Raw genomic sequence first — 25795 nt, 5'->3', positions numbered from 1 at the left:
CACCATTGCGCGCGGCCAACGCTATGCCTTGCTGGGCGCGTGTGTGGGCGGGGCCGGGGTGATGTGGTCGGCCTTTGCCGACATGGCCGGCGTGGCGCTGGGCGAGGTCGGCACGGTCGCGGCCGACATTCTGGCCGCCACCCATGCAGGACACGCTTACCTGCTTACCTGCTTACCTGCTTGCCGTGGCCACGCTGGTTTTGGCGGCGCTGGGGTGCGTACTGCGCCGGTCGACGCTTTGGGCGGGCATCTTGCTTTGCATCTTCGCGCTCAGCCGCGCCCAGGTCAGCCATGCCGCCGGCAGTGGCCTGTTCGGCGCCGCGATGTTGATCGACGCCTTGCACTTGCTGCTCGGTGCCGTCTGGGCCGGCAGCGTTTTCGTAGCCGCGTGGGTCGTCATGCCCGCATGCGGGAAGGCACCCCCGCTGCACTACATGCAGCGTCTGTCGCGCGCCGCAGCCCTGGCCCTTGCCGGCATTGTTGCCAGCGGTTTGTTCGGAGCATGGCAGCGGCTGGACGCGCCGCAGCGCTTGCTCGATCACCCTTATGGCGCGGTGCTGTCGATAAAACTTGCCCTGTTTGCTGGCACGGCTCTGCTTGGCGCCTGCAATCGCTTCATTGGCTTTCCGCGCGCGAGCAGCGACGGCGGCGCGATGGCGCTGCGCGTGTTGCGGGTGGAATCGGGCTTGCTGCTCGGGGCTTTGGCCGCAGCCTCGTTGCTCACCCTGCAGCCAGCGCCTCACTAATAGCTCGTCCACCAAGCAAAGCACCGTAACTGAGCCACAATGCATCATCCCACGCGCGCGTGGGATTATTGCAAAGCAAGGACAGGCGAGTTGCTTACATGGTAATTTCAGCCTTGCGTGCAGAAATTTGCTGACCCAGCATGGCCAGGTCCAGGCCGGCTTCTCGCGCTTGCGTGAACATTTCCTCTTCCTCTTCCTTGACGTGGTGCTCGATCATTTCGGAGAGGACTTTGACCTTGGCGTCGAACAATTCTTCGCTCGCTTCCATTTCCAGGATCTGGGCAATCAGGTCTTTTGCTGAGGCGTGCTCGACAACGGCCTCATCGACCATATCTTCCTTGTCCTTGCCGGCGGCGCGCACGGCCGGATAGAAAATTTCTTCTTCTGCCGTCGCGTGCTTGGTCAGTTCCGTGCAAATCTTGATAGCCAATTTTTTCTTGCTGGCCATGGCGCGGTCGCCCAGCGCTTCGTACTGTTCGAGCATCGCCTTGACGTTCTCGTGGTCTTGCGTCAGCAGTTCGATGGCATCGATGCCTTCTTCCGACGTTGGCATGTTTTTCTGGGTGTTGCTGGTGGCCGTAGATGAGGTTCGCATAATGGCTCCTGTTGTAATGGCTGAAAACGTGCAAACGAATGTATCGGATGACATGTTTTGTGGCAGAACTTCATGGTAGGCGAACTTAAAATGACAATCAGTAGGCGCACTTGCAGTGCGCGCGTAGGACTTTATCCAGTGCCCTGGCCGCTACACTTTAGAAAAATGCTGTACGTCAATAGCACGAGGCTCAGATATACTTGCTCGTTGGGATTAATTAAACATGACAGGGCAACGACAGTGGACCAACAACGCAAGCCAGTAGAACGTGCACGCGAGGCAGCCGCCCGCGTTTTTGGCGCCGCCGGCATCATGTTCAAGCATCGTTTTGCTCGCCTGCACGCTTTCCTGATGGCCCGTCCGCCGTTCCAGCGCGCCGCCCTGATCGCGGGCGGCGGCGCGGCGCTCCTGTTTGCGCTGGTATTGCTCTACGTGCTGTGCCTTATTCCCCTCACGCCGGGCATCAAAGACCTCAAGCAGGCGCGCGCGGCCAAGGCCTCGACCCTGGTGTCGGCCGACGGCAAGCAATTGGCCAGTTTCGACCAGGGCTTGCATGAGCGCGTCAAGCTCGACCAGATTTCGCCGCATGTGCTCACCGCCCTGGTGGCCACCGAGGATCACCGCTTTTACGACCACATGGGGATTGACTTCAAGCGCACCCTGGCCGCCGTGGTCTACAGCCTGAAGGGCGACGCGCAGGGCGGTTCGACCATTACCCAGCAGTTGGCGCGCAATATGTTTCCTGAAGAAATAGGACGCTCGCGCAACATCAACCGCAAGCTCAAGGAAATGATTACCGCGCTCAAGATCGAAGCGACCTACAGCAAGACCGAGATCCTGGAAGCGTACTTGAATACCGTGCCTTTCCTGTACAACACCTTCGGCATTGAAACGGCGGCCCAGACATATTTCGACAAGCCGGCCGCCAAGCTCGACATCCTGGAAAGCGCGACCCTGGTCGGCATGCTCAAGGGGACCAGTTACTACAATCCCGTCACCAACCCGGAGCGCTCGGTGGAGCGCCGCAACGTGGTGCTGGGGCAAATGCTCAAGCACGGCATCATCGACGCCAAGAGTTTCGAGCGCCTCATCAAGCGGCCCTTGCGCCTGCATTTCGCGCGCCTGCCCGAGCGCGCCGGCACCGACACCCACTTTACCGCCTACGTGCGCAAGTGGCTGATCCAGTGGGCCGACGAGCACGACTACAACCTGCAGCTCGACGGCCTGGTGGTCTACACCACGCTTGACCATGAACTGCAAACGGCCGCGCTGAGCGCCGTCGAGCGCCAGGGCACGGCGCTGCAGATGGTGGCCGACGTCGAGTGGAGCAGTCCCGACGGCGGCTCGTCGGCCTCGGCCGGCTCGTACGCCGCGCGTCACGGCGGCACCACCCCGTTCGAGTATTTCTGGCGCTCCAAGGGTAACCTCATCAGTGCCTTCGTCCGCGAAACGCCAGAATACAAGGCAGCGGTCGACGGCGGCGAAGACAAGCTGGTCGCGCTCAAGCGCCTGAAAGCGGACCGCGCCTTCATGGCGCAGCTGCGGCGCACCAAGACGCGTCTGGAAGCCGGTTTTGTCGCACTTGACCCAAGCAGCGGCGAAGTGCGCGCCTGGGTCGGCAGCCGCGACTTTCAAAAGGATCAGTTCGACCACGTGGCCCAGGCCCAGCGCCAGCCCGGTTCCACCTTCAAGCCTATCGTCTATGGCGCGGCGCTGGAAAAGGGCATCTCGTCGGAAAAACTGTACCGCGATGAAGTTATGAATATCAAGGCCGGCGACGGCACTATCTGGCGCCCGACCGACATGAGCGGCTCGAACGGCGGCATGATGAGCCTGCGCGAAGGCTTGATCATGTCGAAAAACACGATCACCGCCCAGGTCATGCAGGACGTGGGCCTGCCGAGCATCATCAAGCTGGCCCAAGATCTCGGCATCAAGGACAGCAAGCTGGCCTCGGTGCCCTCGCTGGCGCTGGGAACGAGCCCGGTCACGCTGCTGGAAATGGTCAGCGCCTACAGCACCATCGCCGCGGTGGGCGAATACCGCAAGCCCATCTTCATCAAGCGCATCGTCGACCGCACCGGCAAGGTGGTGGCCGAATTCGGCAGCCAGGCGCCGCAGCGCGCCATGACCAACGATTCGGCAGTCATGCTCATCGACATGATGCGCGGCGTGATCAACCGCGGTACCGGCACGGCGGTGCGCTACCGTTTCGGCATTACGGGCGACGTGGCGGGCAAGACCGGCACCACGCAAAACAATGCCGATGGCTGGTTCATCATGATGCATCCGCAACTGGTGGCCGGCGCATGGGTGGGCTTTAACGACAACCGCGTGACGATGCGCAGCAGCTACTGGGGGCAGGGCGGACACAACGCGATTCTGGTCGTGGGCGACTTTTTCAAGACGGCGCTTGACAGCGGCAAGCTCAATGCCAGCGCAGCCTTCCCGGGCGCCATTCGACCCGAGCCGCGCCAGGACGCGGAGCCGGAGGGCATTAATGAAGAAGGTGGCGAGATGCAGCAAGATGGCGTGGCGCCGCCGGCGCCGATGATCGAAGAAGAAGAGCAATTCGTGCCCGAGGGGCAGGAGCTGCCGCCGCCGTCCGAGGAAGGGCAGCAGTTGCCGCCGCCAAGACCGCAACCGCAGCCGCAGCCGGGTGAGCGCGCCGATTCGTTCTAGTTTGCGCTTGCAGCCTGCGCCACGCGTGGCGGGCAGGCCTGCACCGCTTTCGAACCTGCACGCACGAGCGCGTGTGGGCGGCATGGCGGCCAAAAACATCCATAGCGCATGAAATTAGGGCTGAGCAACTGTGGATTGCTGTAGTATGTATTTCAAGAAGGCATGCTCGTGCGGCCGGGCTGCGCCGGGGCCCGCCTTGTCGCTCTGGCCTTGGCGGCGCGCCATGGCGTCGCTACAATCGATGGTATTGGTGATGAGTAACAGTGAACCCATGAGCAAGCCTCTTTTGTTCGGCCGCGCCCGGCTGAGCGCGCTGGTGACCGCGCTGGTATTTGGATTTGCCGTTGCCCCGGCGGCGGCCGCGACGCTGACGATGGCCTGCGATTCCATCGGCCACGGCAACACGGTGTGCAAGGAGGGTGTCAAGGCGTGGGAGCGCAAAAGTGGCCATACGGTCAAGATTTTGTCGCTGCCGGCCTCGTCGTCGGAACGCCTGGTCATGTATCGCCAGTTGCTGGCCTCGCAATCTCCGCTGCTCGATGTCTTGACCATCGATATCGTCTGGCCGGGGATCCTGGCCGAATCGCTGCTCGACCTGAGCGCGCCGGCGGCCGCCAGCATCAAGGAACACTTTCCCGCCATCGTCAAGAACAATACAGTGGGGGGCCGGCTGATCGCGATGCCCTGGTTCATCGATGCCGGGCTACTTTATTACCGCAAGGACTTGCTGGAAAAGTATCAACAGCGCGTCCCGGGCACCTGGGCCGAGCTGGCCGCCACGGCGCGCTTGATCCAGGATGCCGAGCGCAGCGCCGGCCGGCCCCGGATGTGGGGCTATGTCTGGCAAGGCAAGCCGTACGAAGGGCTTACCTGCGATGCGCTGGAGTGGATTGTCAGTTATGGCGGCGGTTCCATCGTCGAGCCGTCGGGCGCGGTGACGGTCGACAACCCGGCCACCATTGCCGCCTTGCGCATGGCAAAACAGTGGATCGGCGCTATTTCGCCACCGTCCGTCGTCAGCGCGCGCGAGGAAGAATCGCGCGCCATGTTCCAGGACGGTAATGCCGTTTTCTTGCGCAACTGGCCCTATGTCTGGGCCGTGGTCAACGCGCCCGACAGCGCGGTGCGCAACAAGGTGGGTATCGCGGTGTTGCCGCGCGGCCCGCACGGCGCGGTCGGCACCACGCTGGGGGGCCATCAACTGGCCGTGTCGAAGTTTTCCCGCAATAGTGCGCTGGCAATCGACCTGGTGATGTTCATGACCGGCCGGGACGAGCAAAAGCGGCGCGCCATCTTGCTCGGGCGCAGCCCGACGATCGGCAGTCTGTACCAGGATCCCCAATTACTGGCCATCAATCCCTATCAAGAGATTTTACGCGCCGCCGCGGCAAGCGCGACCCCGCGGCCTTCCACCGTGACCGGCCGCAAATACGAGCAAGTCAGTACCGAGGTCTGGAAGACGGTGTCCGGGGTGTTGGCCGATGGCAAGGATCCGGCGACCGGCGTCAAGGCGCTGGCGAGCACGCTGAACGCGATGCATAGCGGAGCGGCATGGTAAACGTGGTCAACACGCGTGCGGCAAACACGCGGGCGGGCAGCGCGGTGCTGACACGTCCGGGCGGCGTGGCCGCCATGAGCACCGGGGTGCTGGTGAGCGCCTTCGCGCTGACGATGGCCCTGGCGTGGCACTGGCATCTGGTGCGCCTGATCCAGTGGCACCCCGCTCATGCGCCGATCCAGTTCAACGCCGCACTGGGTTTATTGACGAGTGGCCTGGGCTTGATGGCGCTGACCGCGCGCGCGCGCCGCGGCGCCATGCTGTGCGGGGTGCTCGGCATGCTGCTCGGCTCGCTGACGCTGGCGCAGTACGCCTTTGGCGCCTCCCTGGGCATCGATACGCTTTTTCTGGAACCCTATCTGACGGTGCAAACCTCCACGCCCGGACGGATGGCGCCCAACGCGGCCGTCTGCCTGGCGCTGTCCGGGTTGTCGCTGGTTTGCCTTGCCCGGCGCAACACGCTCGCCACGGCCTTCGGCGCACTGGCCGCCATGCTGTGCGGCGCTGTGGCCGTACTGGCCGTGGCCGGCTACGCGGCGAACGTGACGATGGCCTACGGCTGGTTTGGTTTCACGCAGATGGCGCTACCCACCGCGCTGGCGTTCGTGCCCCTGGCCTGTGCCTTATTGCTGCACGGCGCTGCGCGTTGGCGCACGCACCCAAGGCTGCGGCTGGCCTGGCGGCCGATGTTGGTGGCCGGCGCGATGAGCGCCATGACGTGCGCCATGTGGTTCAGTTTGCTCGACGCGGAACGCGCCCAGTTGCAGCGCACGGGGCGGGAGGAAATGGCCAGTTTTGTCGCGCGCGTGACTACGCCGGTCGAGTCGCGCATCGCCGCGCTGGGCCAGATGCAGCGCCGCTGGGAGTTTCGCGGCGCCACCCCGCGCGCCGAATGGGAGGCTGATGCGGCCGCGCTGCAGGAGGCGCCAGGATACTTCCGCGCCATCGAATGGGTCGACCCGGACCGGATTGTGCGCTGGGTGGTGCCGCAGCAGGGCAACGAGGGCGCGCGCGACGTGGATATGGGCGACCAGCTCAGTGGCCTGGCGGCGCTGGAGGTGGCGCGCTTCAAGCGCTCCCTGAACGTGACAAGCGTGTCTGTCTTGCCGCAGGGCGGCGACGGCTTCATGGCGATCCAGCCATTGTTCACCGGCGCGCGCCTGGACGGCTTCATGGTGGGTGTATTCCAGGTGCAGTCGATGCTCGAACGCGCGGTCAGCCAGGGCGAGTTCGCCAAGGGCTACGCGGTTCAGGTGTTCGACGGCGAGCGCAAGCTGTTCGGCCAGCAAGATGACCTGTTGCCCGATGCGGCTGTGGTCCACGAAAGCGCGCTGCAGTTTCAGGACGTGCTCTGGCAGGTGCGGATGTGGCCCACGCCCGCCTTCGTGGCGCGCCAGTCGTCCTCGCTGCCCTGGACCGTGCTGGGCACCGGGCTGTTCGTCGCCTTGCTGCTGGCCGTGATCGTGCTGCTGATCCAGGTGGCCGACGAGCGCGCCTTGAAACTGCGCGTCGAGATCGGCGAGCGGGTCAGGGCCGAACAGGAAAACGTGCTGCTGATTTCGGAGCTGGAAGTCGTTTTTGCCAACGTCATCGTCGGCATTGCGCTGATCAAGGACCGGCACACCGTGCGTTGCAATGTGCAGTACGCCCAAATTCTCGGCTATCGGATGGACGAGGTGCTTGGAAAAGCGGTCCTGCCGAGCCACCCGAGCGAAGTGGCGGCGCGCGCGATGGGCACGGCCGTGGCCAGTGCGCTGGCAGCGGGCCATTCATTTACGGCCGACCTGGAACTGACGCGCCAGGATGGCAGCCTGTTCTGGGCCGCGTGCTTCGGCAAGGCGCTCGACCCGAACAACATCGATAAGGGCACGGTCTGGGTGCTGGAAGATATTTCAGCTCGCAAGTCGGCCGAAGAGCAGCTGATCTATCAAACGCAGCACGACGCGCTGACCGGGCTGGCCAACCGTGTCATGCTGAGCGACCGGCTCAACATGGCCGTTAACCACGCCGCCCGCCACAAGCACCAGATGGCCGTGTGCTACATCGACCTGGACCGTTTCAAGTACGTCAACGACACCTTTGGCCACGCGATCGGCGACCAGTTGCTGCTCGCCGTCGCCCAGCGCCTGCTGGGATCGGTGCGCGACACCGATACCGTGGCCCGGCTGGGGGGCGACGAATTTGCCGTGGTGCTGTCCGAAGGCGTCGATCCAGAGCTCGTGGCCACGGTGCTGCAGCGCGTTCTGGACAATCTCTGTGCGACGCTGGAACTGGGCGGCCATCCGATCACCGTCAGCGGCAGTATCGGCGTGGCCATCTATCCGCAGCATGGCCTCGATTCGCAGACCTTGCTCAAGCACGCCGACGAGGCGATGTACCACGCTAAAAAGGCCGGCAGGAACAACTGGCGCGCCTTTGAGCCGGCCGAAGCGGACAGCGTGACGCCGCAAGCGTTGCCCGGCTGAGGGGGGGCGCGGCAGCGCACAAGCGTTACCGGAGCAAAAAGTTATGTCCCGAGCGCGCCGGCGGCGCCTGCGTTTCATCCTTTAACGCCACGCCCGACAGGCCACGCCCGCGCGCCTGGTCGAGCAGGTAATGGAGCTTGAAGGCTGCCTCCCGGTAGCTCACGCCCGCGGCGCGGACATTCGAGATGCAGTTACGGTGCGCATCGGTCAACCCCGGTCCGGGCTGCCACGTCATGTACAAGCCCATGCTGTCGGGCGAACTCAAACCCGGCCGCTCGCCGATCAGCACCACCACGCAGCGCGCGTTGAGGATCGCGCCAACCTGGTCGCCAATGGCCACGCGCGCCTGCTGCACGATCACGATCGGCGCCGTCCCCCAGCCGTCCGGCGCCAGGCGCTCTTGCAGCGCATCGATGAAAGGCGCCGCGTGCTGCGCCACCGCCGGCGCCGACAGGCCGTCGGCCACCACCAGCGCCAGTTCGCACGCCGCCGGCGCGGCGGCGGCCAGCGCCGCGCACGATGGCGCGTCGAGCTGGCGCCCCAGGTCGGGTCTTTGCAGGTAGGTCGCCCGGTCGGCGCAGGCGCTGTGGGCCGCCAGCACCACGCGGCCAGGGCGTGCCAGCGCAGCGTGCAGCGCGGGCACATCGAGCGCCATGTGCACCGCGTCGCGCGCGCGCGCGTGCGCCAGCTGGAACGCGAGCTGCGCGCCGGTCGGCATGCTCACGCCTGCGCGGCCGAGCGCAATGCGCGCCTGCGTCAGCGCGCGCAGCTCGCCCCAGGGATTGGGCGTGACGGGCGTGCTCATAGCCGCAGCAGCGCTTGCGCGAACGGCGCGGCAACGGTGTCGCCAAGCTGCGCGGGACCGGCGCCGGTAAAGATGCCCGCCTGGTGCAGCCAGGCTTCGAACTCGGGCGCGGCGCGCAGGCCCAGCACCTGGCGCGCGTACAAGGCATCGTGAAACGAGGTGCTCTGGTAATTGAGCATGATGTCGTCCGACCCGGGCACGCCCATCACGAAATTGCAGCCGGCGGCCCCCAGCATGGTCAGCAGCACGTCCATGTCGTCCTGGTCAGCTTCGGCGTGATTGGTGTAGCACACGTCGCAGCCCATCGGCAGGCCAAGCAGCTTGGCGCAAAAGTGGTCTTCCAAGCCGGCGCGGATGATCTGCTTGCCGTCGTACAGATACTCCGGCCCGATGAAGCCGACCACCGAATTGACCAGCAGCGGCGCGAAGCGGCGCGCCACCCCATAGGCGCGCGCTTCGCAGGTTTGCTGGTCTACGCCGTGATGGGCGTTGGCCGACAGCGCGCTGCCCTGGCCGGTCTCGAAGTACATTACATTGTCGCCCACCGTACCGCGCCCGAGCGAGAGCGCGGCGCTGTGCGCCTGCGCCAATAGCGCCAGGTCGATGCCGAAAGCGGCGTTGGCCGCCTGGGTGCCGGCGATCGACTGGAACACCAGGTCGACCGGCGCGCCGCGCTCGATCGCGGCGAGCGTGTTGGTCACGTGGGTCAGCACGCACGACTGGGTGGGAATGGCGTATTGGTCGATGATCGCGTCGAGCATGGTGACCAGCGCAATCACCTGGTCGACATTGTCGGTGGCCGGGTTGATGCCGATAACGGCGTCGCCGCTGCCGTACAGCAGACCATCGACGATGCTGGCGGCAATGCCGCTGGCGTCATCAAGCGGGTGGTTCGGCTGCAAGCGCGTGGCCATGCGGCCTTCCAGGCCGAGCGTATTGCGAAAGCGGCTCACCACGCGGCACTTTTTTGCCACCAGTACCAAGTCCTGGATGCGCATGATCTTGGACACGGCGGCCGCCATCTCCGGCGTGATGCCGGCCGCTGCGCGCGCCAATGCGGCGCTGTCGGCTTGGTCGCCCAGCAGCCAGTTGCGCAAGTCGCCCACGGTGAGGTGGCTGATGAAAGCAAAGGCGGCCGTGTCGTGGCTGTCGATGATCAGGCGCGTGACTTCATCGTCGGCGTAGGGAATGACGTGGTGCTGCAAAAAGACGTGCAAGGGAAGTTCGGCCAGCGCCATCTGGGCGGCCACGCGCTCTTGGGCCGACTGCGCGGCCAGGCCGGCGAGTTGGTCGCCCGAGCGCAGCGGCGACGCCTTCGCCAGCAGATCTTTCAGGTCGCGAAACAGGTAGGTTCTGGGACCGACCATGTGCGAAAACTGGTGTGTGGTCATCATCAAATCCGTTTTGCCCGGTAGAGGCAGGATAGCATGGCGGCTCCGGGAATAGCCAAAGATGCCCGCTTGTTCGGGGGAAAAAAAGGGGCCGCCAATTCATTTTCCCTCCACAACGGCGCCGTGAGCGTTCAGCAATGGCGGCAATACGGCCCTGTCCTGCAGTAGAATCCGGGTCGGGCAAGCCGGTGTTCGTGTTGATGACTGTGTTTTTAGATATATTCGGCATCGATCATTTGCAGCCTTCTTGCCCCATTTTTCGAAACCTTCGGGCTGGTACATCGACGCCGGCGTTGCGCTTGCATTTCCTCACCCCATTTGGATTTGACGATCGATGAGAAGCCTTGAGCTTATGTTATTGGCGGCCGATTTTCTCGCTTTCTGCTTCTTGGCGTTGGTGCGGATGCGGACGTGGTTTTTGATTCGCCATGCGTCCGTCCTTGCGTTGGTAATTGCAGTGGCGCAAGTGCTAGCAGAGGGTCCGCGCTGGCAAATGGCCCCTGCTTATTTGCTGACGATTGTGTTTTTTTTGCTTCGCTTGCTCCTCCACTTCAGTGGCGCCGGCGCGGCCGTGGCTGGGACACGACCTTTCTCTGCGCTTGGGGAAACCGCCCTCTGGACCGGTTTGCTCGCGCTCGCAATCGCTGTTCTACTGCCCGTGCTGGTCCCCGTGTTCGGCTTTGCCCCGTCATCGGGGCCCTACGGGATCGGCACCTTGACTTACCACTGGCCGTCCGGGTTGCGCGCGAGCTGGTACAGCAGCCAGGCGATGCTGTTGGCGGTCGTATCCTCACCCGCCAGCAGCATGGTCGATACATTGCCGGCGACAATGTCGTCATCCACGCCGCTGTCGCTGCGGTCGGCCGCCGCCAGCATGGCTTCGAGCAGATTGCCCGGCTGCTCGCGCCGGGCCGGCTCTGCCTGCAGGCGCGCCCGCGCGACGATGATCAATTGATTGCCCGCTGAGCCGATGGCGGCAACGCTGCGTTCGAGCCTGCGGTCTTGCGGCAGCTTGAACCAGCGCCAGTACGGTATCAGGGCCACGCTGCGGCGCGCCAGCGCCGGCAGCAGCAGGTCGAGGTCGCGCTGGATCACGTCGTCGCCGCCCTCGATGGTGTTGACGTCGGTGCCAAACGCCAGTCCCGCGATGATGTCAACCGTATAGCGCTTGAGGTCGGGCCCGAGCGCGATCGGCGTGCCGTCGCGCGCCGCCGTTTCCCAGCGCCGCTGCAGGCGCAGCACCACCTTCACGAGCGAAGGAAAATACGCCTTGACGGCCTGCGGCGCAAAAGCGGCCATCACCATGCGGCGCTGGCTGCGCCACGCTTCGCCTTCGGACGTCACCAGGCCGTGCCGCCCGCCCATTTCTTCCGACACCAGCGCGGTGACGGCGGGCCGCCGGAATCCATCCGGACGGTCGCGCAAAATCGCGCTCACCGCCGCGCCGTCGGCCACGACCAACACATTGCCGCGGCCAAAGCGCACCCGGAAAATGGGGCCGAACTGGCCGCTCCAGCGTTCCATTGTCTGGTGCACGCGCAGCCGGTCGATCTGCAGCATATTGCCCACCAGCGGCAGCGCGCGCGGCCCGGGCAGCTCGTCGATGCGGCGCCCGACGGCGCCCGGCTCGCCGCTTTGCAAGGAGGCTGTCATGAGGGGTCGCTCCGCTTGGCGGCGCGCGCTGCGTCCAGCGCTTCAAGCGCTTCGCGCGCGACCCGCTTGTCCAGGCGCTTGCCGGCATCCTTGGCGTAGGTGCGGCAGCCGGCGGGGTCGATAAAGGCGTTGCGCGCGGCGCTGCGCTTGCCGGCTTTTTCAAGCGTCCCGGTAAAGTCCGGGTGCACCGACACCACCACATCGCACGGCAAGGCGGCAACCTTGGCGATACTGGCCCGGAACGCGCGCGTCAAGTCGGCCCGCGCGCTGTCGCCGGTAAAGTGAAAGCCCTCGCTCGAGACGGGATTGAGGCTGTCGACATACACCACGTCCAGGCAGCGCTTGCCTTCGCAGGATTTCCAGCTCCAGGTGGTCCCGCCCGGGGTATGCCCGGGCGTCAGGTGGGCCGTGATGGCAAGCAGGCCGGTGCTGACGGTTTCGCCGTCGGCCACTGTGCGCACGGCGGCCGGCACGGGAATGGGCGAAGATCCGCCGGGCGAATACTGCGGGTCGTCCCGCCCTGGCGTACCTGCTTTGAGCACTTGTGCGCCCGAGGCGCTGGCAAGCACTTGGGCGCCGCTGGCGCGCTGCAAGGCGGCAATGCCGCCCGCATGGTCGGCATGCGCGTGCGAGTTGGCGATCAGCTTGACGTCTTCGATTCGAAAGCCCAGGCTCACGATATTGCGCGCGATTTGCGCCGCCGATTGCGGCAAGGCGCCGTCGAGCAGGATGTGGCCGTTGGCACTGGTGATGAGCAACGCCGACAATTCGCGCGTGCCCACGTACCAGGTATTGCCATAGATGTTAAACGGCGCCTGCGGCTGGTTCCAGGCCGCGCACTTGGGGCACGTGGTTGCTTCCTGGGCGAGCGCCGGTCCGAAGGCGGCCAGCAGCAAGGTGCAGGCCAGCGCGCGCGCCCTTGTCGCTGTGTTCCGGTATGCAAAATTCAAGGTCGCCGCTCCCCATGTTTGTAAAAACATGATTATATGACAAGCTTGGGCAGCCGGCGCCAAGTGTTGAGGCACGGCCTTTCTGGCGCCGGCGCGCAGGTCAAAAGCTGTAGCCGATGTTGAGCGAAACCGACTCACGCTTGGGGCCGCCATAGCTATGCTGGGGCTGGCGTCCAAAGCGCTCCAATTCCAGCGTCACCGTCACTTTCTGCGTCATGGCATATTTGATGCCGATGCCGGCGTACAGGCCGGTCGTCGATTCGTGGCCGCCCCGTGGTCCGTCAAAATGCAGGCGGGAGTGGGCCAGCCCGAGTTTGGTCACCAGTGACCATCGATCGCTGATGGCCATGGTAGCTTTGCCCGCGATGTACACCAGGTTGCCCTTGGCCGTACCGAGCGGCCTGAAAGACGCGTCCTGGGCATTGTAGTCGGGCGTGCCGGGCAAGCCTGCTTCCACCCCCCAGGTGTTGGTAAAGTCATAGCCGCCGAACAGCTTGAGTGCGCCTTCGTTGCCCTTCGAAACGCCACCGTCGTAGGCGTGAATGCCCAGCCCCACGTACGGACCTGCGGCGTAAGCGGGCGCGCTCAGCGCCGCGCCAATGAGGCAGGCGAACAGGTATTTTTTCATCGTTGTGATCCTTGATTCATTGGTTCGCAATTCACAATAAATTGCGAGGCCGCAAAGGTAACATTGGACGAATTGTAATAATTGCCTATTCGCAAGGTTCTGTTCTGCGGTACTTTTCCGCCCGAATCGCAGTACCTTTTAGCCGGCTGGATCGAGCAGATCCTGACGTGGCAAGGCCCAGGCGGGCACGTTGGCCGGGCATGGCACATGCGCGAACGCGGCCGGATCGAAAGTCGAAAAATTTGCCCCGGCGCCCCGCGCGAAGCGCGCGTCGCTGGCAACGGCGCCGGCCAGCAGCGGCGCGCGCGCAAAGCGCATCCAGGCGTGAAAGTGGCAGTTCGCGGCCAGGCCGCGCAGTGAGGCCAAGCTGGCGTCCGTCGGCGTAGCCAGGCCGATTTCCGCATCCAGCGTTGCGAGCACGGGTAAAAAGGCGGCCGGACACGCCTGCACCGGCAGCAGGGCCGGGGCGAGGCTGAGGAGCCCGCGCCGAATGCGATACGTGCCGGCGTCGTCAAAGCGCTCGACCGTGACGAACGACCAGCACGCGGGGTTGGCCGGCAACGGCGTCATTGCCGCGTCAAGCAGGCGAGCGGTCGGGGCCAGGGCGTGCAGGCGCTGCGCCACATGCTCGCGGCCCACATGCGAAGCGACGCCCTGCAAGGCGACAAAGGCGCCCGCCACGAGCACGCCTGTTGCCAGGCCGGCGCGCCCGGTCGCGCCGGCACGTCCTTGCAGCAAGGCGATCGACGCTGCGGCCAGTCCCAGCGCCAGCAGTGAGGCCCAATGCAGAAAGCCGGCAACGCAGGTCCAGGCCAGCACGCCGGCCAGTAGCGCGCCCAGCGCAAAGCGCAGGGGCCGCGCCGGCAGCATCATCGCCAGCGGCACCCCGAAGCCGATCCAGAAAACTGGTTCGACGATGAACACCATGTCGCCATACAGCCAGCGTGCGTCGAACGGGTAAAAGGGATGCACGCCATACGAATTAGCATAATCCATCAGCAGGTGCAGGCCCAGGCCGATGACGGTGGCGCCCACCAGAGCGGCGCGGGCGTTCGCGCTTGTGCGCAGCAAAAGGCGGGCCGAAGGCCACAGCAGCCAGACCAGCGCAATGAGCAGCAGCGCCTGCGGCGCCGCGTACAGCAGCGTATGGGTGTGGCCGCGGTGATGCAGCAGGTAGCCGAGCGGCGCCGGCAACAGGCCGGTAAGCACGAGATCGAGATCGGGCAGGTTGGCCGCCACAGCGCCAGCGACCAGCACCATGCGGCGGCGCAGCGATTGGGCCTGCGCGTGCGGCTCCGGCGCCAGACTGCGGTGCAGCAGTTCGGCGACGGCAAGGCCCGACAGTGAGTGACTGATGTTATCCATGATGCTGAGCTATTGTTGTAGGTGTGTGGGTCGAGCGGTTATCAGACCTGCAACTAAAACCCTTCCTTGCTTGGCGCTCTGTCTGCCACCGTTGGTCGATGTCGGAAGGCGGCTTCGCCAATTGTCTGGAGTCGGCGGCACTAGACTGCATGAGCCGCTGTTTGGTCGCATAAGCGCATACTGGCCGCATACCGCATGATAGACCGGCGGGCCGTGCGATCGTCATGCGCCGCGACCTGAGCTACGGATTGCACGGGGAGCGCTGGGGAGCGCTCCAGCGCGTTAGGCGCCGTGCAAGCGCGTACGACACCGGTCGTACTCGGTCAGCAATCGCCGCAACACGGCGCTGGTTCTGCCTCGTGACAGCGCGATGCGCTCGAGGTGTAATGCGAGTGACACTAGCATATCGCGAATGCTGAAACCTGGACATGCTTATATCCACATTGCATCTTGCTCGCGCCAAGCTGCGTCGGCTGCATCTGCCCGCATTGGCTTGAAGTAGTAGTAGCCTTGTACAAAATCGGCGCCCATTTCGCGTAATAACTCAACCTCGGCGGCTGTTTCCGCCCCCTCGGCTACGACCTCCATACCCAATATGTGCGCAAGCATCATGACCACTTCGGCAATCTGGCGCTTGTCATCGTGCAGGTCCATCTGGCTGACGAAGGAACGATCGATCTTCAAGGTGTCGATCGGCAGGCGCCGCAATTGGCTCAGTGAAGAATAGCCGGTACCGAAATCGTCGAGTGACAGCTTGACGCCCAGTTGCTTTAACTGCAGCAATATGCTCAGCGCGCGCTCAGGGGCAGCCATGATCGCGCTTTCCGTCAATTCCAGTCTCAGGGTGCCGGCAATGATGCCACTCTCGTTCAAGGTCTGTTCAACGAGCGCGACCAGGCCTTCGTGCGACAGTTGCAGGGCCGATAGATTCACACTCATCGTCATCGACCGTCCGCTCTCATGCTGCCAAGTGCGCAGCTGGCGGCATGCATGCTGCAGGATCCAGGAACCCATCGCGCTGATCAAGCCGATCTCTTCGGCAACCGGGATGAATTCGGTCGGGCCGACCGCACCGTACACGGGGTGGTTCCAGCGTAGCAGCGCTTCGAAGCCGCGAATCAGGCCGTCGCCGGGGGTGACAACGGGCTGGTAGGCCAGCCACAATTGACCCCGGTCCTGCGCCAGACGCAGTTCCGACTCCAGCCGCAACCGACGCAAGGCTTTCTGCTGCATGATGGTGTCGAACATGACCCAGCGCGCCCGGCCCTGCTGCTTGGCGTAGTACATGGCAATATCGGCGTCGCGCACCATGTTCTTCACGTCGTCGTAGCCGCTGGCGCTTTGGGCAATGCCGATACTGGCCGTCACGATGACCTGCTGCTCATCGAGCATGAAGGGCTGCGCCATGACGCTGATCAGCCTTTCTGCAACGCGCACCGGAACTTGCTCGCTGCTGATATTGTCGAGCAGAATAATGAATTCGTCGCCGCCAATGCGGGCCACGATATCGGCGCCACCATCATCTGCATCACCGCGCGTTATCAGATCGGTCTGGCGCAGCGCGGAAGACAAGCGGTTGGCCGTGGCGATGATCAATTGGTCGCCTGCCTGGTGCCCCAAGCCGTCGTTTACCGCTTTAAAACGGTCCAGATCAACGAATAGTACGCTGAACTTGTAGCCTGGCACACGCGTGGCGCGTCGCTGAGCATGCTGCAGGCGAGCGAGAAATAGCGTACGGTTTCCCAGTTGGGTCAGCGAATCGTGATGCGCATCGTGCATCAGCTTGGTCTTGGTGCGGTTGCGTTCGACGACGCGTCCGAGTTGAATGCCGATTTGGGCCATCAACCGCAGCAGTGCTTCATCAGGCGTCTGGAGCTTCATGCTGAAAAATTCGAGCACAGCGACGACATCGGTGCCGATCATCACAGGAAACGCAAACAGTGAGCTCAGGCCTGCGCGCATCGCTTCCGGCAGGCGCGGATAGGCATCTGCATCATCAGAGCCGACATTGATCCACGCCGGCGCACCGCTTTCAGCGACCCGACCAGGAAGGCCGATGCCAGTGCCGAATGCGATCGATTCAGTGAGCGCACGCAGGCCGTCGTACTTGCCTGCGCTTTCGTCATGCCAAGTGCTCGTCGAGTGAAGCGGACGGTCGATGCCGTCATCGGACAGCAGCAAATGGCCCAGTGGCCAGAACGCAAATTTGCATACTGCCGCCAGAGCGTGGCACATCGCGTCTTCCACGCTGGTAGCCTGGTTCGCTGCCGTAGCAATCGTTTGTAGCAGGGCAATTTCCTGCTGTCTTTGAAACAGGTCGCGCAGACCGCGTTCGGCGATCGCTTCGGCTTCAAGGCGCGCTGTCGTCGCGCGCAGCAGGCGCCGGTTCAGGCGGGTGATTTCGGCGTTGAGCGCCGCCGTGTCATCGATGTATTCGGACATGGAACACACACTTGACGGCGCCTTCATGCATGCATTGTTGATGCTCGATGTCGGCCTGCTCATGGAAATGCTCGGCGGAGCCTTTGATGAAACCTTCTGCCAATGCGCACAATTTGCGCGGCGAGCTATAACCGATCACCAAGTCGCCATCCTCGCTGACCCCGAAATCGAACACCGGCGTGATCGCACCCGGATACAGTTTGTGCACTTCTGGGTGAATGATGTCGTTCAAGGTAAGCAGGAAGCTGCGCGTAGCGGCATGCTTGCTGAAAAAATCGGGATGACGGGCAAACAGCAAGGGCATGGCGCGGTGGCCAAACCAGCGCAGCACATCGGGGGGCGGCAGCTTGAGCGCCCTCGAGGCAACATCGACCAGGGCGATGATCTCGGCGTCCGCGTAGCTGCCGAGCGAAGTGTAGGCGCCCGACAGTTTAGCGTCATCGAGCAGCTTGTCCCAGGTCGCTGCGCCGAACTCCGTGCTGACGGCTTGCTCAAGCAGATTGAAAATGACACCTTTCATCGTAGCCTCTGGTGTGATGACCAAAGTAATCATATAGCATTTGAGAAACTATGATTGAAATTGTTTCTAGTTGTCCCCCCGCGTTGGCAAGCGGCGTTGCGCTGCGCCAGGTTGACCACGTCGGATGCGATCACTGCAAGGCCGCGCCGCAGGAACGGCAATGCAATGGAATTGACACGCCGATGACAACGTTGACGCCCGGGGTGCAGATGCTCCACTGGGAGGCGCAAGCTGCCAATCGTGCGCGACAAGCCGGGAAATGCTGCACAATGAATGCATGAACACGATGAGATTTTTCCGTGGTTGACGCGGCGATGTTGGATGAGCGGCCACAAGCTGGCATCAATCCGCAGCTCCAGTTGCTGCTCGTTGGCATCAGTGGCAGCGGCGTGGCTGCGCCGATCGAGTCAGTCTTGCGTGAAGAAGGCTATGGCTTGATCGGCGCAACCGACGTAGACGCTGCTTCGGCGGCCATCTCCTTGTGCTCCCCCAGCCTGATCGTTCTCGATTTGGCGTCAGGCGAAGCGAACGGCTATGCGTGGGTGCGATCGCTTAAAGCAAATCTGGCAACCGTACAGATTCCTGTGCTGGTGGTGAACTCCCACGCGCATTCTGGCGCCTGCGTGAACGCGCTGAAAGCGGGTGCCGATGTTTTCCTGATGCAGCCACTAAGCGCTGATGAACTGCGCCTTCAGGTACGCAATCTGTTGCGGTTGACCGAAAAAGCGTTTCTCCCTGTGGATGGAGAGGCGTTAGTGCTGAGGCCAGCGCGCGCGGGCGCGCTTAACCCTGCCGGGGCGGATCGATTAAGCAACGGAGCGCGGCAAGTTGCCATTCTCGATGCGCTGCCGGTCACCGTCGCCTTGCTCGACCGGCAGGGCATTGTCGTTTCCGTTAACCAGGCCTGGCGTAACTTTGCCGATCTTAACGGGATGGCCCCAAGGTGTAATTTTGGCGTTGGGAGCGACTATCTCGCCATCTGCGAGCTCGCAGGTCTGTCTGAGGAGGATCGGAGCCTGGATGCGGCCTGCGGCATCCGAGCGGTGCTCAGTGGCGCAGCGCATGATTTTTCGATTGAATACCCTTGCCATACCGAGCAACAGCAGCGCTGGTTCATGATGACGGTCTCGCCCCTCGGCGACGGTGCAGAGGGCGCGGTCGTCATGCATATGGAGGTGACTCAAAAGTACCGCGCCGAACAGTCGTTGCGCGCCAGCGAAGCGCAGTTCCGCCAAATGGCCGACAACATTCGCGATGTCTTTTTTCTTTTTGATGCCACAACGTGGCGGGTTCTCTATGTCAGTTCGGCTTACGAAGAAATTATCGGGCGTAGCTGCGCCAGCTTGTATGCCGATTCGCATTCATGGACCAGCGCGATGTTGCCGGATGACTGTGCACGTATCGCCACTGCCTACACCACACATCGTAAAAGCACGAACGCACGCTTTGATTGTTTCTTTCAAATCCGGCGCCCGGATCAGAAAGTGCGCTGGATTTTCATCAAGGTGTTCTCGATCCTGGACGCCGGCGGCATTGTTACCCGTATTGCGGGAGTGGCACAGGACATTACGGAAAGCAGGGAGGCGGGGCATGATTTGCGCGAGAGCGAACACCGCTTCCACGAGTTGTTGAATAACTCGAGCTTACTATCGGTGATGCTCGACCTCGAGGGCAAGGTCACATTTTGCAATGAAGCCTTGCTGCGCCTGACCAGCCGCCGGCTCGATGCCGTCATCGGCGGCGATTGGTTCTCTATCTTCATGGCTGCCGATCATGCTGAGGCAAGGAAGCACTTTCTCGACTTGCTGTCAGATAGTCCAACAACGCTGCGCTATGAAGATGAAATCCTCAGGGAAAATGGTGAGCGGCGCCTGATCTGCTGGAACAGCTCTGTGCTACATGATCACAATGGCAAGGTGATCGGCACCGCAAGTATCGGCGAGGACATTACCGAGCAAAGAAAATCCGCGACGAAAATTCTTAGTTTGAATGCTAACCTGGAAAAAATGTCGAGCCAGCTATTGCATGCGCAGGAGCAGGAACGCATCAGCCTGGCGCGCGAACTGCACGACGAACTGGGCCAGCGCCTGGCGCTGCTAAAAATTAACCTGCACCACCTGCGCCGCTTTCTGTTCGAGCCCGATGCGCACGCGGCCTGGGCAGTACTCGACGCGGCCGTGCTGACCTTGATCGCCCAGATTCGGGTCATCTCGGTGTCCTTGCGACCACCGGCGCTCGATTACCTCGGCCTTGAATCTGCGCTGGAGCAGTTGTTGAAGCGCCAATTTGCAACAGGCGACTGCGGCTATATCTTTGAATATGCGGGCTTGCCGGCCAAGCTCGCGCCGCCTATTGAAATCGCCGTCTATCGCATTGTGCAGGAAAGTATTACCAACGTCGTACGCCATGCCAATGCGACCTGCGTTGTGGTGGAAGTGAACGGCGGCGAAGCCGGACGTGAGCTTGAACTGATTATTCGCGACAATGGCGTTGGCTTCGCTCATCACGCAGGGACCCAAGTACAGCGTGCCGATGGCAGCCGCGGTGGTCTGCGCGGCATGCATGAGCGAGTTGAACTGCTAGGTGGCACGTTCAATGTTGAATCGTCGGCCAGCGGCGGCACCCGCGTCATCGTTGTTTTCCCGTTGCAAGCGTGCTGATGCCCAAGACGACCATTTTGCTGGTTGACGATCACGTCTTGGTGCGGGCGGGCATTCGCAGCCTGATTGATCAGCTAGACGACTATGTCGTGATCGCCGAGGCCTCAGAGCCGGACGAAGCCATGCGGCGCGTGGCCCGCCAGATTCCCGATATTGTGGTGACCGACATCACGATGGGCGAGCACAGCGGCCTCGACCTGATACGCGTGCTCAAGCAGCAGTTCCCCCAAGTGGCTACGATTATTCTAAGCATGCATGCGTCTGAGGAAATGGTGACGGAAGCGTTGCGGCAAGGCGCATCGGCCTACCTGTTGAAGGAATCCGCGCCGGCTGAACTGGAAATTGCGCTCAATGCGATTGTACGCCGCACCAAATATTTGAGCCCGGCCGTATCGACCAAAATGATCGAGCGATTTGTCTTGGCCCCAACGGGCGAGAAGAAGCAATTCCAGTCGCTGACGGCTCGCCAATTGCAAATCCTTAAATTGGTCGTTGCCCGGAAAAGCACCAAGGAGATTGCTTTTGACCTCGACTTGAGCGAGAAGACCGTGGCGGCGCATCGCTCCCAATTGATGGAGCGACTTGGTGTACGGGACGTCGTCAGCTTGGTACTGCTCGCGGTCAAGAACGGGCTGGCAGACGCCGAGGGCTAAGGCCCGCGTTATCAGGTAGGACACGTGGGCCGGCGAGAAAAATCCTTGTTGTACCCAAGAATTAACCTTAATTCCGCGTGGAAACTTTAATTGATAATAACAGCTCAGTGACGGCGGTATGCCCCATGGCCTAGACCAGCTAGCGTTTTAAACGGATCGCCCAAGCTGCTCTGATGTGTCAGCCTGGTTGACATAGGGGCGCCGTCCCTCGCGCCGGCGTCGACGTGCACCGGTCACGTTACACCGCCCACAAAGGACTTTCATGGACGATTTAATACGGTATTTATCGACAGAAGATTTTATGCCGCACGGCCATTGCTACTTGTGGGAACCAGTTTTACTCTGGCTGCATGTGGGCTCCGATACGCTGATTGCACTTGCCTACTTTACTATTCCGTTGACATTGATCTACTTTGTTCGTCGCCGCAAAGATTTGCAATTTAACTGGATATTCGTGTGCTTTGCCGTTTTCATCCTCGCCTGTGGCACCAGTCACGTGATGGAGGTCTGGACCGTATGGCATCCCGCATACTGGCTCTCGGGGGCAATCAAGGCAATCACGGCACTGGCATCGATTCCCACCGCTATTTTGCTGGTCAAGTTGATACCCTTCGCGCTTGCGCTGCCCAGTCCCTCGGCGCTGAGCGCCAGCAACGAACAGCTGCGACTGGAAATCGAAGACCGCATCCGCATCGAGTCGATGCTCAGTCAAAAGAACCTTGAACTGAGCGCGCTGAACGACGAGCTCAAGGCGTTTAGCTATTCCGTGTCGCACGATTTGCGTGCACCACTGCGCAGCATGGACGGTTTTTCACTTGCGCTGCTCGAGGATTACGATCAGCAGCTCGATGCAAGCGGCAAGGACGCCCTGCAGCGAATCCGGAATGCCAGCCAACGCATGGGGCAGTTGATTGACGACTTGCTACGCCTATCCGATGTGGGGCGTGTCGAGCTCAAACTTGCGGACCTCGACTTGAGCGCGCTATGCACCGGTATCGCCGCCGAGCTGACTGCGGAACATCCAAAGCGCCAGCTCGAATGGGTGATCGAACCAGGCATGCACATGCACGGCGACAAAGCGCTGTTGCGGATCGTGCTGCAAAACCTGATCGAGAATGCGTGGAAATTTACTGCCAAGGTGGCCAAGCCTGTGATTCGTATCGGCAGCACCGCGCAGCCAGGCGGGGGGGTGTACTTTGTGGCCGACAATGGTGCTGGATTCGACATGCGAAATGCGCCAAAACTGTTCGGTGCTTTTCAACGCCTTCACCATACGGCCGACTTTCCTGGCACCGGCATTGGCCTAGCGCTGGTCAATCGCATTATTCAGCGCCATGGTGGCCGCATCTGGCCCGAGGCCGAGGTGGGCCATGGCGCGACGTTCTATTTTTCCACCAAAGAGGTTGAGCATGGCACAGCATCCTGACGTGCTGCTGTTGGTCGAGGACAATCTCGATGACGTGGCGTTGACCTTGCGCGCATTCCGCCTGGCCAAAATGACCCATCCGGTAATTGTGGTGCATGACGGCGGTGAAGCGCTCAACTATTTGTTCGGCTGCGGCCAGCAAGCCTTGCCCAAGCTGGTTGTGCTGGACCTGAAACTGGTCGGTCTCGGCGGCATCGAGGTGCTCAAAGCGATCCGCGCCGACGCCCGTACCCGTCTGGTCCCGGTGTTGATCCTGACCTCGTCGATGCTCGACGACGACGTGGTGGCGTGCTACACGCTGGGTGCGAACAGCTACCTGGTCAAGCCCATCGCTTTTTCGCAATTTGTCGAGATGATGATCGCCATTACAAGCTATTGGCTGACTTTGAATCACAACGCGCCAGCGCAGGTCCGCGCATGAGGCGAGCGCTCAAGGTGTTACTTGTGGAGGACTCGGAAGACGACGCCGCACTGGTCATGCGCGCGCTCAACAAGGCGGGCTTTGACCTGAGCGCGCAGCGCGTGCACGACGGCGCAGCGCTTGCCGAAGCACTCGCCGATCCATGGGATGCGGTTCTTTCGGATTTTTCCATGCCTGGCTACAGTAGCTTGGAGGCACTGAACCTGTGCCGAACGCTGCATGGCGACATCCCATTCATCCTCGTTTCCGGCACCGTCGGCGAGGAAATGGCGGTCGCGGTCATGAAGGCGGGCGCCAATGATTACGTCATGAAGCACAATTTGGCACGCCTGGGACCAGCCTTGCTGCGCGAACTGGACGATGCCAGCGCGCGTGCCAGCCTGCGCCGCGCGCAGTTGGACCTGATCGATAGTGAAAAACGCTTTCACGCGTTCATGGATGCGAGTCCTTTCGTCGCATCGATCAAGGATCATGATGGCCGCTATCTTTACATGAACAAGGGATGGAGTACGGCTTACGGGGTGGCGAGCGAACTGTGGATCGGCCGGACGGATGCGTCCGCGCAGCCTGGTAGCGGCGTCATGTCGGGCGTGCGTGACGAACAGGTGCTGGCAGACGGCGCCATCACTGAAACCATTGACGAGTTTCACCAGCCCGATATGGAGATGTCTTACTGGAAACGTACCCGATTTCCCTTTGTCGGCGCGTCAGGACAGCGTTTGCTTGGGGAATTTTCAACCGACGTGACCGCGCTCAAGGCGTCGGAAGAGACGATCCACAAGCTCGTCTTTCTCGATCCCTTGACAGGATTGCCGAACCGGCGCTTGATGCAAGACCGGCTTTCCCACGCCTTGGCACTGACCGAGCGCAGCACACAGTATGGTGCGCTGCTGTTCCTGGACCTGGACAATTTTAAAACACTCAACGACACGCTTGGGCACGACGCTGGTGATCAGATCTTGAAGCAGACTGCCGCTCGGCTGGGCTCGGCCATGCGGGCGCACGACACCGTCGCCCGCGCAGGCGGTGACGAATTCGTTATCATTATCGAGCGCTTGAGCTGCATGGAGGACGTCGCCGCCAACGAGGTATATGCCATCGCGTGCAAGATCATCGGCTTGATCAATACACCGTACGTGCTCAATGGTGGCGAGTACAGCATCTCTGCAAGCATTGGCATCACCCTGTTTTGCGACACCCGTTGTTCACCCGAGGAATTGATGAAGCGCGCCGACATTGCGATGTACAGCGCCAAGGCAAACGGGCGCAACACCCAAATGATGTTCGATCCCGCGATGCAAACGCGCATTGCGACGCGCAACGCGCTGGAAGCAGATCTTCGCCAGGGCCTCAAGCGACGTCACTTTTTGCTTTACTATCAAGCGCAAGTCGATAGCGCCGGAGAACTTTTCGGAGTGGAAGCTTTGTTGCGCCTACAACACCCAGAAAGAGGATTGGTCCTGCCGGCAACATTCATCGGCCTGGCCGAAGAAACCGGCCTTATTTGCGATTTGGGCTATTGGACACTGGAAACTGCCTGCGCCCAATTGGTCGACTGGTCGCATGATTGTGCACGCGCCCAACTGACCATCGCCGTGAACGTCAGCGCGCGTCAATTTCGCGATATCAATTTTGTCGAGCGCGTACTCGACATCGTTGATCACAGCGGCGCCAACCCGCATCGACTCATACTCGAGCTGACGGAAAGCTTGTTATTGGATCAGTTGGAGAGTTCAATCGGCAAGATGGTCGCACTGCGTCAGCACGGTATTCGCTTTTCTCTGGATGATTTCGGCACAGGTTTTTCTTCACTGTCTTATCTGAAACGCTTGCCGCTATACGAGATCAAGATTGACCGGTCGTTCGTCCAGGACGTGATTGATAACGCCAACGACGCTGTGATCGTGCTCTCGATTATCGACTTGGCCCACAATTTTGGCATCGAAGTGATCGCCGAGGGCGTGGAAACCCTTGCGCAGCGTGACTTCCTCTTGCGCAGTGGTTGCACGCGGCTCCAGGGATATCTATTTGGACGCCCCGAACCGCTGGCTAAACTGAACTATGGCCGCTTCACAGCTGAGACAGTGGCTTTCCATGAACCATGTGCAGGCTAAGACCAGGTCGACCTTGCCCGATCGGCCAAGACAGTTAACGCCAGTTATAAGATGCGAGCGTGCCCAAGGCAATATGTCGGGCATCGCTCATGATGATGAAAACCACGAGCGGTGCGAGAGCGCCAGGAAGCAAGCGCCGTCGTACGCTGATCCCGCAAGACGGTGTAGCCGCCTCATGCGAATGACAGCGCAGGTGGGGTAACGCTGGCGTCGGCCGTGCGCGCGCCCGTCATCGCCTGCAGCTGGACCGCCGTGAGGTTGAAAACGGCGTGCGGATGGCCGGCTGCGGCCCACACGCTGGGGTAATTGAACAGCTTGCGGTCAATCAGCACCAGCGACGCGGTCGGGTGCCCGATGGGGCATACGCCGCCAATCGCGTAGCCGGTCTTTTCCTTGACGAAGCGGGCGTTTGCCTTGCCGATCGGTCCCACCAGCGCCGCGACCTTGGCTTCGTCCACCCGGTCGGCCCCGCTGGCGAGAATCATGACGGCCACGTCGTCGGCCAGGCGCCGGAACACGATCGCCTTGGCGATCTCGGCCACGTCACAACCCAGGCTGCGCGCCGCTTCCGCCGACGTTTTACCCGATTCGGGCAGCATCACGATGGGCTTGTCATGCTGCATGGCGCCCAGCAGGGCGGCAACGCGCTGCACGCTGTCAGGAAGCGTTATGTCGTTATTCAAATTTTTCTCCTCGTCGACAGTTTAAGTTTCATTATGCA

The 25795-nt window shown here is 62.0% G+C and carries 19 protein-coding genes; 9 read left to right on the top strand and 10 right to left on the bottom strand.

Translation table 11 applies throughout. The features are described 5' to 3' along the window. Positions 1 to 143 precede the first annotated feature (143 nt). Entirely contained in the window at positions 144 to 746 is a 603-nt protein-coding gene (locus ACP7D4_RS04570) for a copper resistance D family protein (protein WP_426207912.1), read from the top strand. Between the two features lie 94 nt (positions 747 to 840). On the opposite strand, the gene ACP7D4_RS04565 is transcribed toward ACP7D4_RS04570, so the two are convergent. Further along, positions 841 to 1341 (bottom strand): hemerythrin domain-containing protein, encoded by a 501-nt coding sequence (locus tag ACP7D4_RS04565; RefSeq protein WP_426207911.1) that lies wholly within the window; start codon positions 1339 to 1341, stop codon positions 841 to 843. A 240-nt stretch (positions 1342 to 1581) separates the two neighbouring features. Between ACP7D4_RS04565 and ACP7D4_RS04560 the strand changes: the two genes are divergently transcribed. From ACP7D4_RS04560 to ACP7D4_RS04550, 3 genes are all read left to right on the top strand, one after another. Further along, positions 1582 to 4023: a penicillin-binding protein 1A gene (locus ACP7D4_RS04560; protein ID WP_426207910.1), complete on the top strand. Its 2442-nt coding sequence runs from the start codon at positions 1582 to 1584 to the stop codon at positions 4021 to 4023. A gap of 271 nt (positions 4024 to 4294) precedes the next feature. Further along, positions 4295 to 5581 carry an ABC transporter substrate-binding protein gene (locus ACP7D4_RS04555; protein WP_426207909.1) on the top strand — a complete coding sequence of 429 codons (1287 nt, stop codon included), beginning with the start codon at positions 4295 to 4297 and terminating at the stop codon, positions 5579 to 5581. Next, entirely contained in the window at positions 5575 to 8046 is a 2472-nt protein-coding gene (locus tag ACP7D4_RS04550; protein ID WP_426207908.1) for a diguanylate cyclase domain-containing protein, read from the top strand. Before ACP7D4_RS04555 ends, ACP7D4_RS04550 begins: the two co-directional genes overlap by 7 nt. 25 nt (positions 8047 to 8071) lie before the next feature. On the opposite strand, the gene eutC is transcribed toward ACP7D4_RS04550, so the two are convergent. The 8 genes from eutC to ACP7D4_RS04510 form a co-directional block, all read right to left on the bottom strand. After that, positions 8072 to 8851, bottom strand: coding sequence for an ethanolamine ammonia-lyase subunit EutC (eutC, locus tag ACP7D4_RS04545; protein ID WP_426207907.1), 780 nt, complete (start codon positions 8849 to 8851; stop codon positions 8072 to 8074). Further along, positions 8848 to 10242, bottom strand: a complete 1395-nt coding sequence (locus ACP7D4_RS04540) for an ethanolamine ammonia-lyase subunit EutB (protein ID WP_426207906.1) — start codon at positions 10240 to 10242, stop codon at positions 8848 to 8850. Before ACP7D4_RS04540 ends, eutC begins: the two co-directional genes overlap by 4 nt. A 720-nt stretch (positions 10243 to 10962) precedes the next feature. Next, on the bottom strand, positions 10963 to 11895 hold the full coding sequence (locus ACP7D4_RS04535; protein ID WP_426207905.1) for a cytochrome P450: 933 nt from the start codon (positions 11893 to 11895) through the stop codon (positions 10963 to 10965). Then, a complete protein-coding gene (bla, locus tag ACP7D4_RS04530; protein ID WP_426101290.1) occupies positions 11892 to 12845 on the bottom strand; it encodes a subclass B3 metallo-beta-lactamase in 954 nt (317 codons plus the stop codon). The genes ACP7D4_RS04535 and bla overlap by 4 nt, the downstream gene beginning before the upstream one ends. Positions 12846 to 12945: 100 nt before the next feature. Further along, positions 12946 to 13473, bottom strand: a complete 528-nt coding sequence (locus ACP7D4_RS04525) for a porin family protein (protein ID WP_426101288.1) — start codon at positions 13471 to 13473, stop codon at positions 12946 to 12948. A gap of 138 nt (positions 13474 to 13611) precedes the next feature. After that, the gene (locus tag ACP7D4_RS04520) at positions 13612 to 14838 is read right to left on the bottom strand and encodes a metal-dependent hydrolase (RefSeq protein ID WP_426101286.1); all 1227 of its coding nucleotides are present in this window, start codon (positions 14836 to 14838) and stop codon (positions 13612 to 13614) included. A 432-nt stretch (positions 14839 to 15270) separates the two neighbouring features. Continuing rightward, the gene (locus ACP7D4_RS04515; RefSeq protein ID WP_426207904.1) at positions 15271 to 17085 is read right to left on the bottom strand and encodes a bifunctional diguanylate cyclase/phosphodiesterase; all 1815 of its coding nucleotides are present in this window, start codon (positions 17083 to 17085) and stop codon (positions 15271 to 15273) included. Between the two features lie 175 nt (positions 17086 to 17260). Further along, entirely contained in the window at positions 17261 to 17800 is a 540-nt protein-coding gene (locus tag ACP7D4_RS04510) for a heme NO-binding domain-containing protein (protein ID WP_426207903.1), read from the bottom strand. A gap of 299 nt (positions 17801 to 18099) precedes the next feature. Here ACP7D4_RS04510 and ACP7D4_RS04505 point away from each other — a divergent pair, with 299 nt between their 5' ends. The 5 genes from ACP7D4_RS04505 to ACP7D4_RS04485 all read left to right on the top strand — a co-directional run bounded on the left by ACP7D4_RS04505 (position 18100) and on the right by ACP7D4_RS04485 (position 25074). Next, the gene (locus ACP7D4_RS04505) at positions 18100 to 20460 is read left to right on the top strand and encodes a PAS domain S-box protein (protein ID WP_426207902.1); all 2361 of its coding nucleotides are present in this window, start codon (positions 18100 to 18102) and stop codon (positions 20458 to 20460) included. Then, positions 20460 to 21113 (top strand): response regulator, encoded by a 654-nt coding sequence (locus tag ACP7D4_RS04500; protein WP_426207901.1) that lies wholly within the window; start codon positions 20460 to 20462, stop codon positions 21111 to 21113. The genes ACP7D4_RS04505 and ACP7D4_RS04500 overlap by 1 nt, the downstream gene beginning before the upstream one ends. Before the next feature lie 262 nt (positions 21114 to 21375). Further along, complete coding sequence (locus ACP7D4_RS04495) at positions 21376 to 22539, top strand: sensor histidine kinase (RefSeq protein WP_426207900.1); 1164 nt, start codon at positions 21376 to 21378, stop codon at positions 22537 to 22539. Further along, positions 22523 to 22960: a response regulator gene (locus tag ACP7D4_RS04490; protein WP_426101274.1), complete on the top strand. Its 438-nt coding sequence runs from the start codon at positions 22523 to 22525 to the stop codon at positions 22958 to 22960. The genes ACP7D4_RS04495 and ACP7D4_RS04490 overlap by 17 nt, the downstream gene beginning before the upstream one ends. Then, on the top strand, positions 22957 to 25074 hold the full coding sequence (locus ACP7D4_RS04485; RefSeq protein ID WP_426207899.1) for a putative bifunctional diguanylate cyclase/phosphodiesterase: 2118 nt from the start codon (positions 22957 to 22959) through the stop codon (positions 25072 to 25074). Before ACP7D4_RS04490 ends, ACP7D4_RS04485 begins: the two co-directional genes overlap by 4 nt. Positions 25075 to 25247: 173 nt before the next feature. On the opposite strand, the gene ACP7D4_RS04480 is transcribed toward ACP7D4_RS04485, so the two are convergent. Next, the gene (locus ACP7D4_RS04480) at positions 25248 to 25697 is read right to left on the bottom strand and encodes a YbaK/EbsC family protein (RefSeq protein ID WP_426207936.1); all 450 of its coding nucleotides are present in this window, start codon (positions 25695 to 25697) and stop codon (positions 25248 to 25250) included. Positions 25698 to 25795: the final 98 nt, after the last annotated feature.

The organism is Massilia sp. TWP1-3-3 (assembly GCF_049897805.1).
In the GTDB taxonomy this organism is placed as follows: domain Bacteria; phylum Pseudomonadota; class Gammaproteobacteria; order Burkholderiales; family Burkholderiaceae_D; genus Telluria_A.
The sequence above is the reverse complement of the archived record's forward strand: the minus strand, read 5'-3'. Positions and strand labels throughout refer to the sequence as shown.

Coding starts and splice junctions, on each gene's coding strand:
- ACP7D4_RS04555 (WP_426207909.1), top strand. CDS start 4,295: ATGAGCAAGCCTCTTTTGTTCGGCCGCGCCCGGCTGAGCGCGCTGGTG.
- ACP7D4_RS04480 (WP_426207936.1), bottom strand. CDS start 25,697: ATGCAGCATGACAAGCCCATCGTGATGCTGCCCGAATCGGGTAAAACG.
- ACP7D4_RS04550 (WP_426207908.1), top strand. CDS start 5,575: ATGGTAAACGTGGTCAACACGCGTGCGGCAAACACGCGGGCGGGCAGC.
- ACP7D4_RS04520 (WP_426101286.1), bottom strand. CDS start 14,838: ATGGATAACATCAGTCACTCACTGTCGGGCCTTGCCGTCGCCGAACTG.
- ACP7D4_RS04495 (WP_426207900.1), top strand. CDS start 21,376: ATGGACGATTTAATACGGTATTTATCGACAGAAGATTTTATGCCGCAC.
- ACP7D4_RS04510 (WP_426207903.1), bottom strand. CDS start 17,800: ATGAAAGGTGTCATTTTCAATCTGCTTGAGCAAGCCGTCAGCACGGAG.
- ACP7D4_RS04570 (WP_426207912.1), top strand. CDS start 144: ATGCAGGACACGCTTACCTGCTTACCTGCTTACCTGCTTGCCGTGGCC.
- ACP7D4_RS04565 (WP_426207911.1), bottom strand. CDS start 1,341: ATGCGAACCTCATCTACGGCCACCAGCAACACCCAGAAAAACATGCCA.
- ACP7D4_RS04500 (WP_426207901.1), top strand. CDS start 20,460: ATGCCCAAGACGACCATTTTGCTGGTTGACGATCACGTCTTGGTGCGG.
- ACP7D4_RS04525 (WP_426101288.1), bottom strand. CDS start 13,473: ATGAAAAAATACCTGTTCGCCTGCCTCATTGGCGCGGCGCTGAGCGCG.
- ACP7D4_RS04485 (WP_426207899.1), top strand. CDS start 22,957: ATGAGGCGAGCGCTCAAGGTGTTACTTGTGGAGGACTCGGAAGACGAC.
- eutC (WP_426207907.1), bottom strand. CDS start 8,851: ATGAGCACGCCCGTCACGCCCAATCCCTGGGGCGAGCTGCGCGCGCTG.
- ACP7D4_RS04540 (WP_426207906.1), bottom strand. CDS start 10,242: ATGACCACACACCAGTTTTCGCACATGGTCGGTCCCAGAACCTACCTG.
- ACP7D4_RS04490 (WP_426101274.1), top strand. CDS start 22,523: ATGGCACAGCATCCTGACGTGCTGCTGTTGGTCGAGGACAATCTCGAT.
- ACP7D4_RS04535 (WP_426207905.1), bottom strand. CDS start 11,895: ATGACAGCCTCCTTGCAAAGCGGCGAGCCGGGCGCCGTCGGGCGCCGC.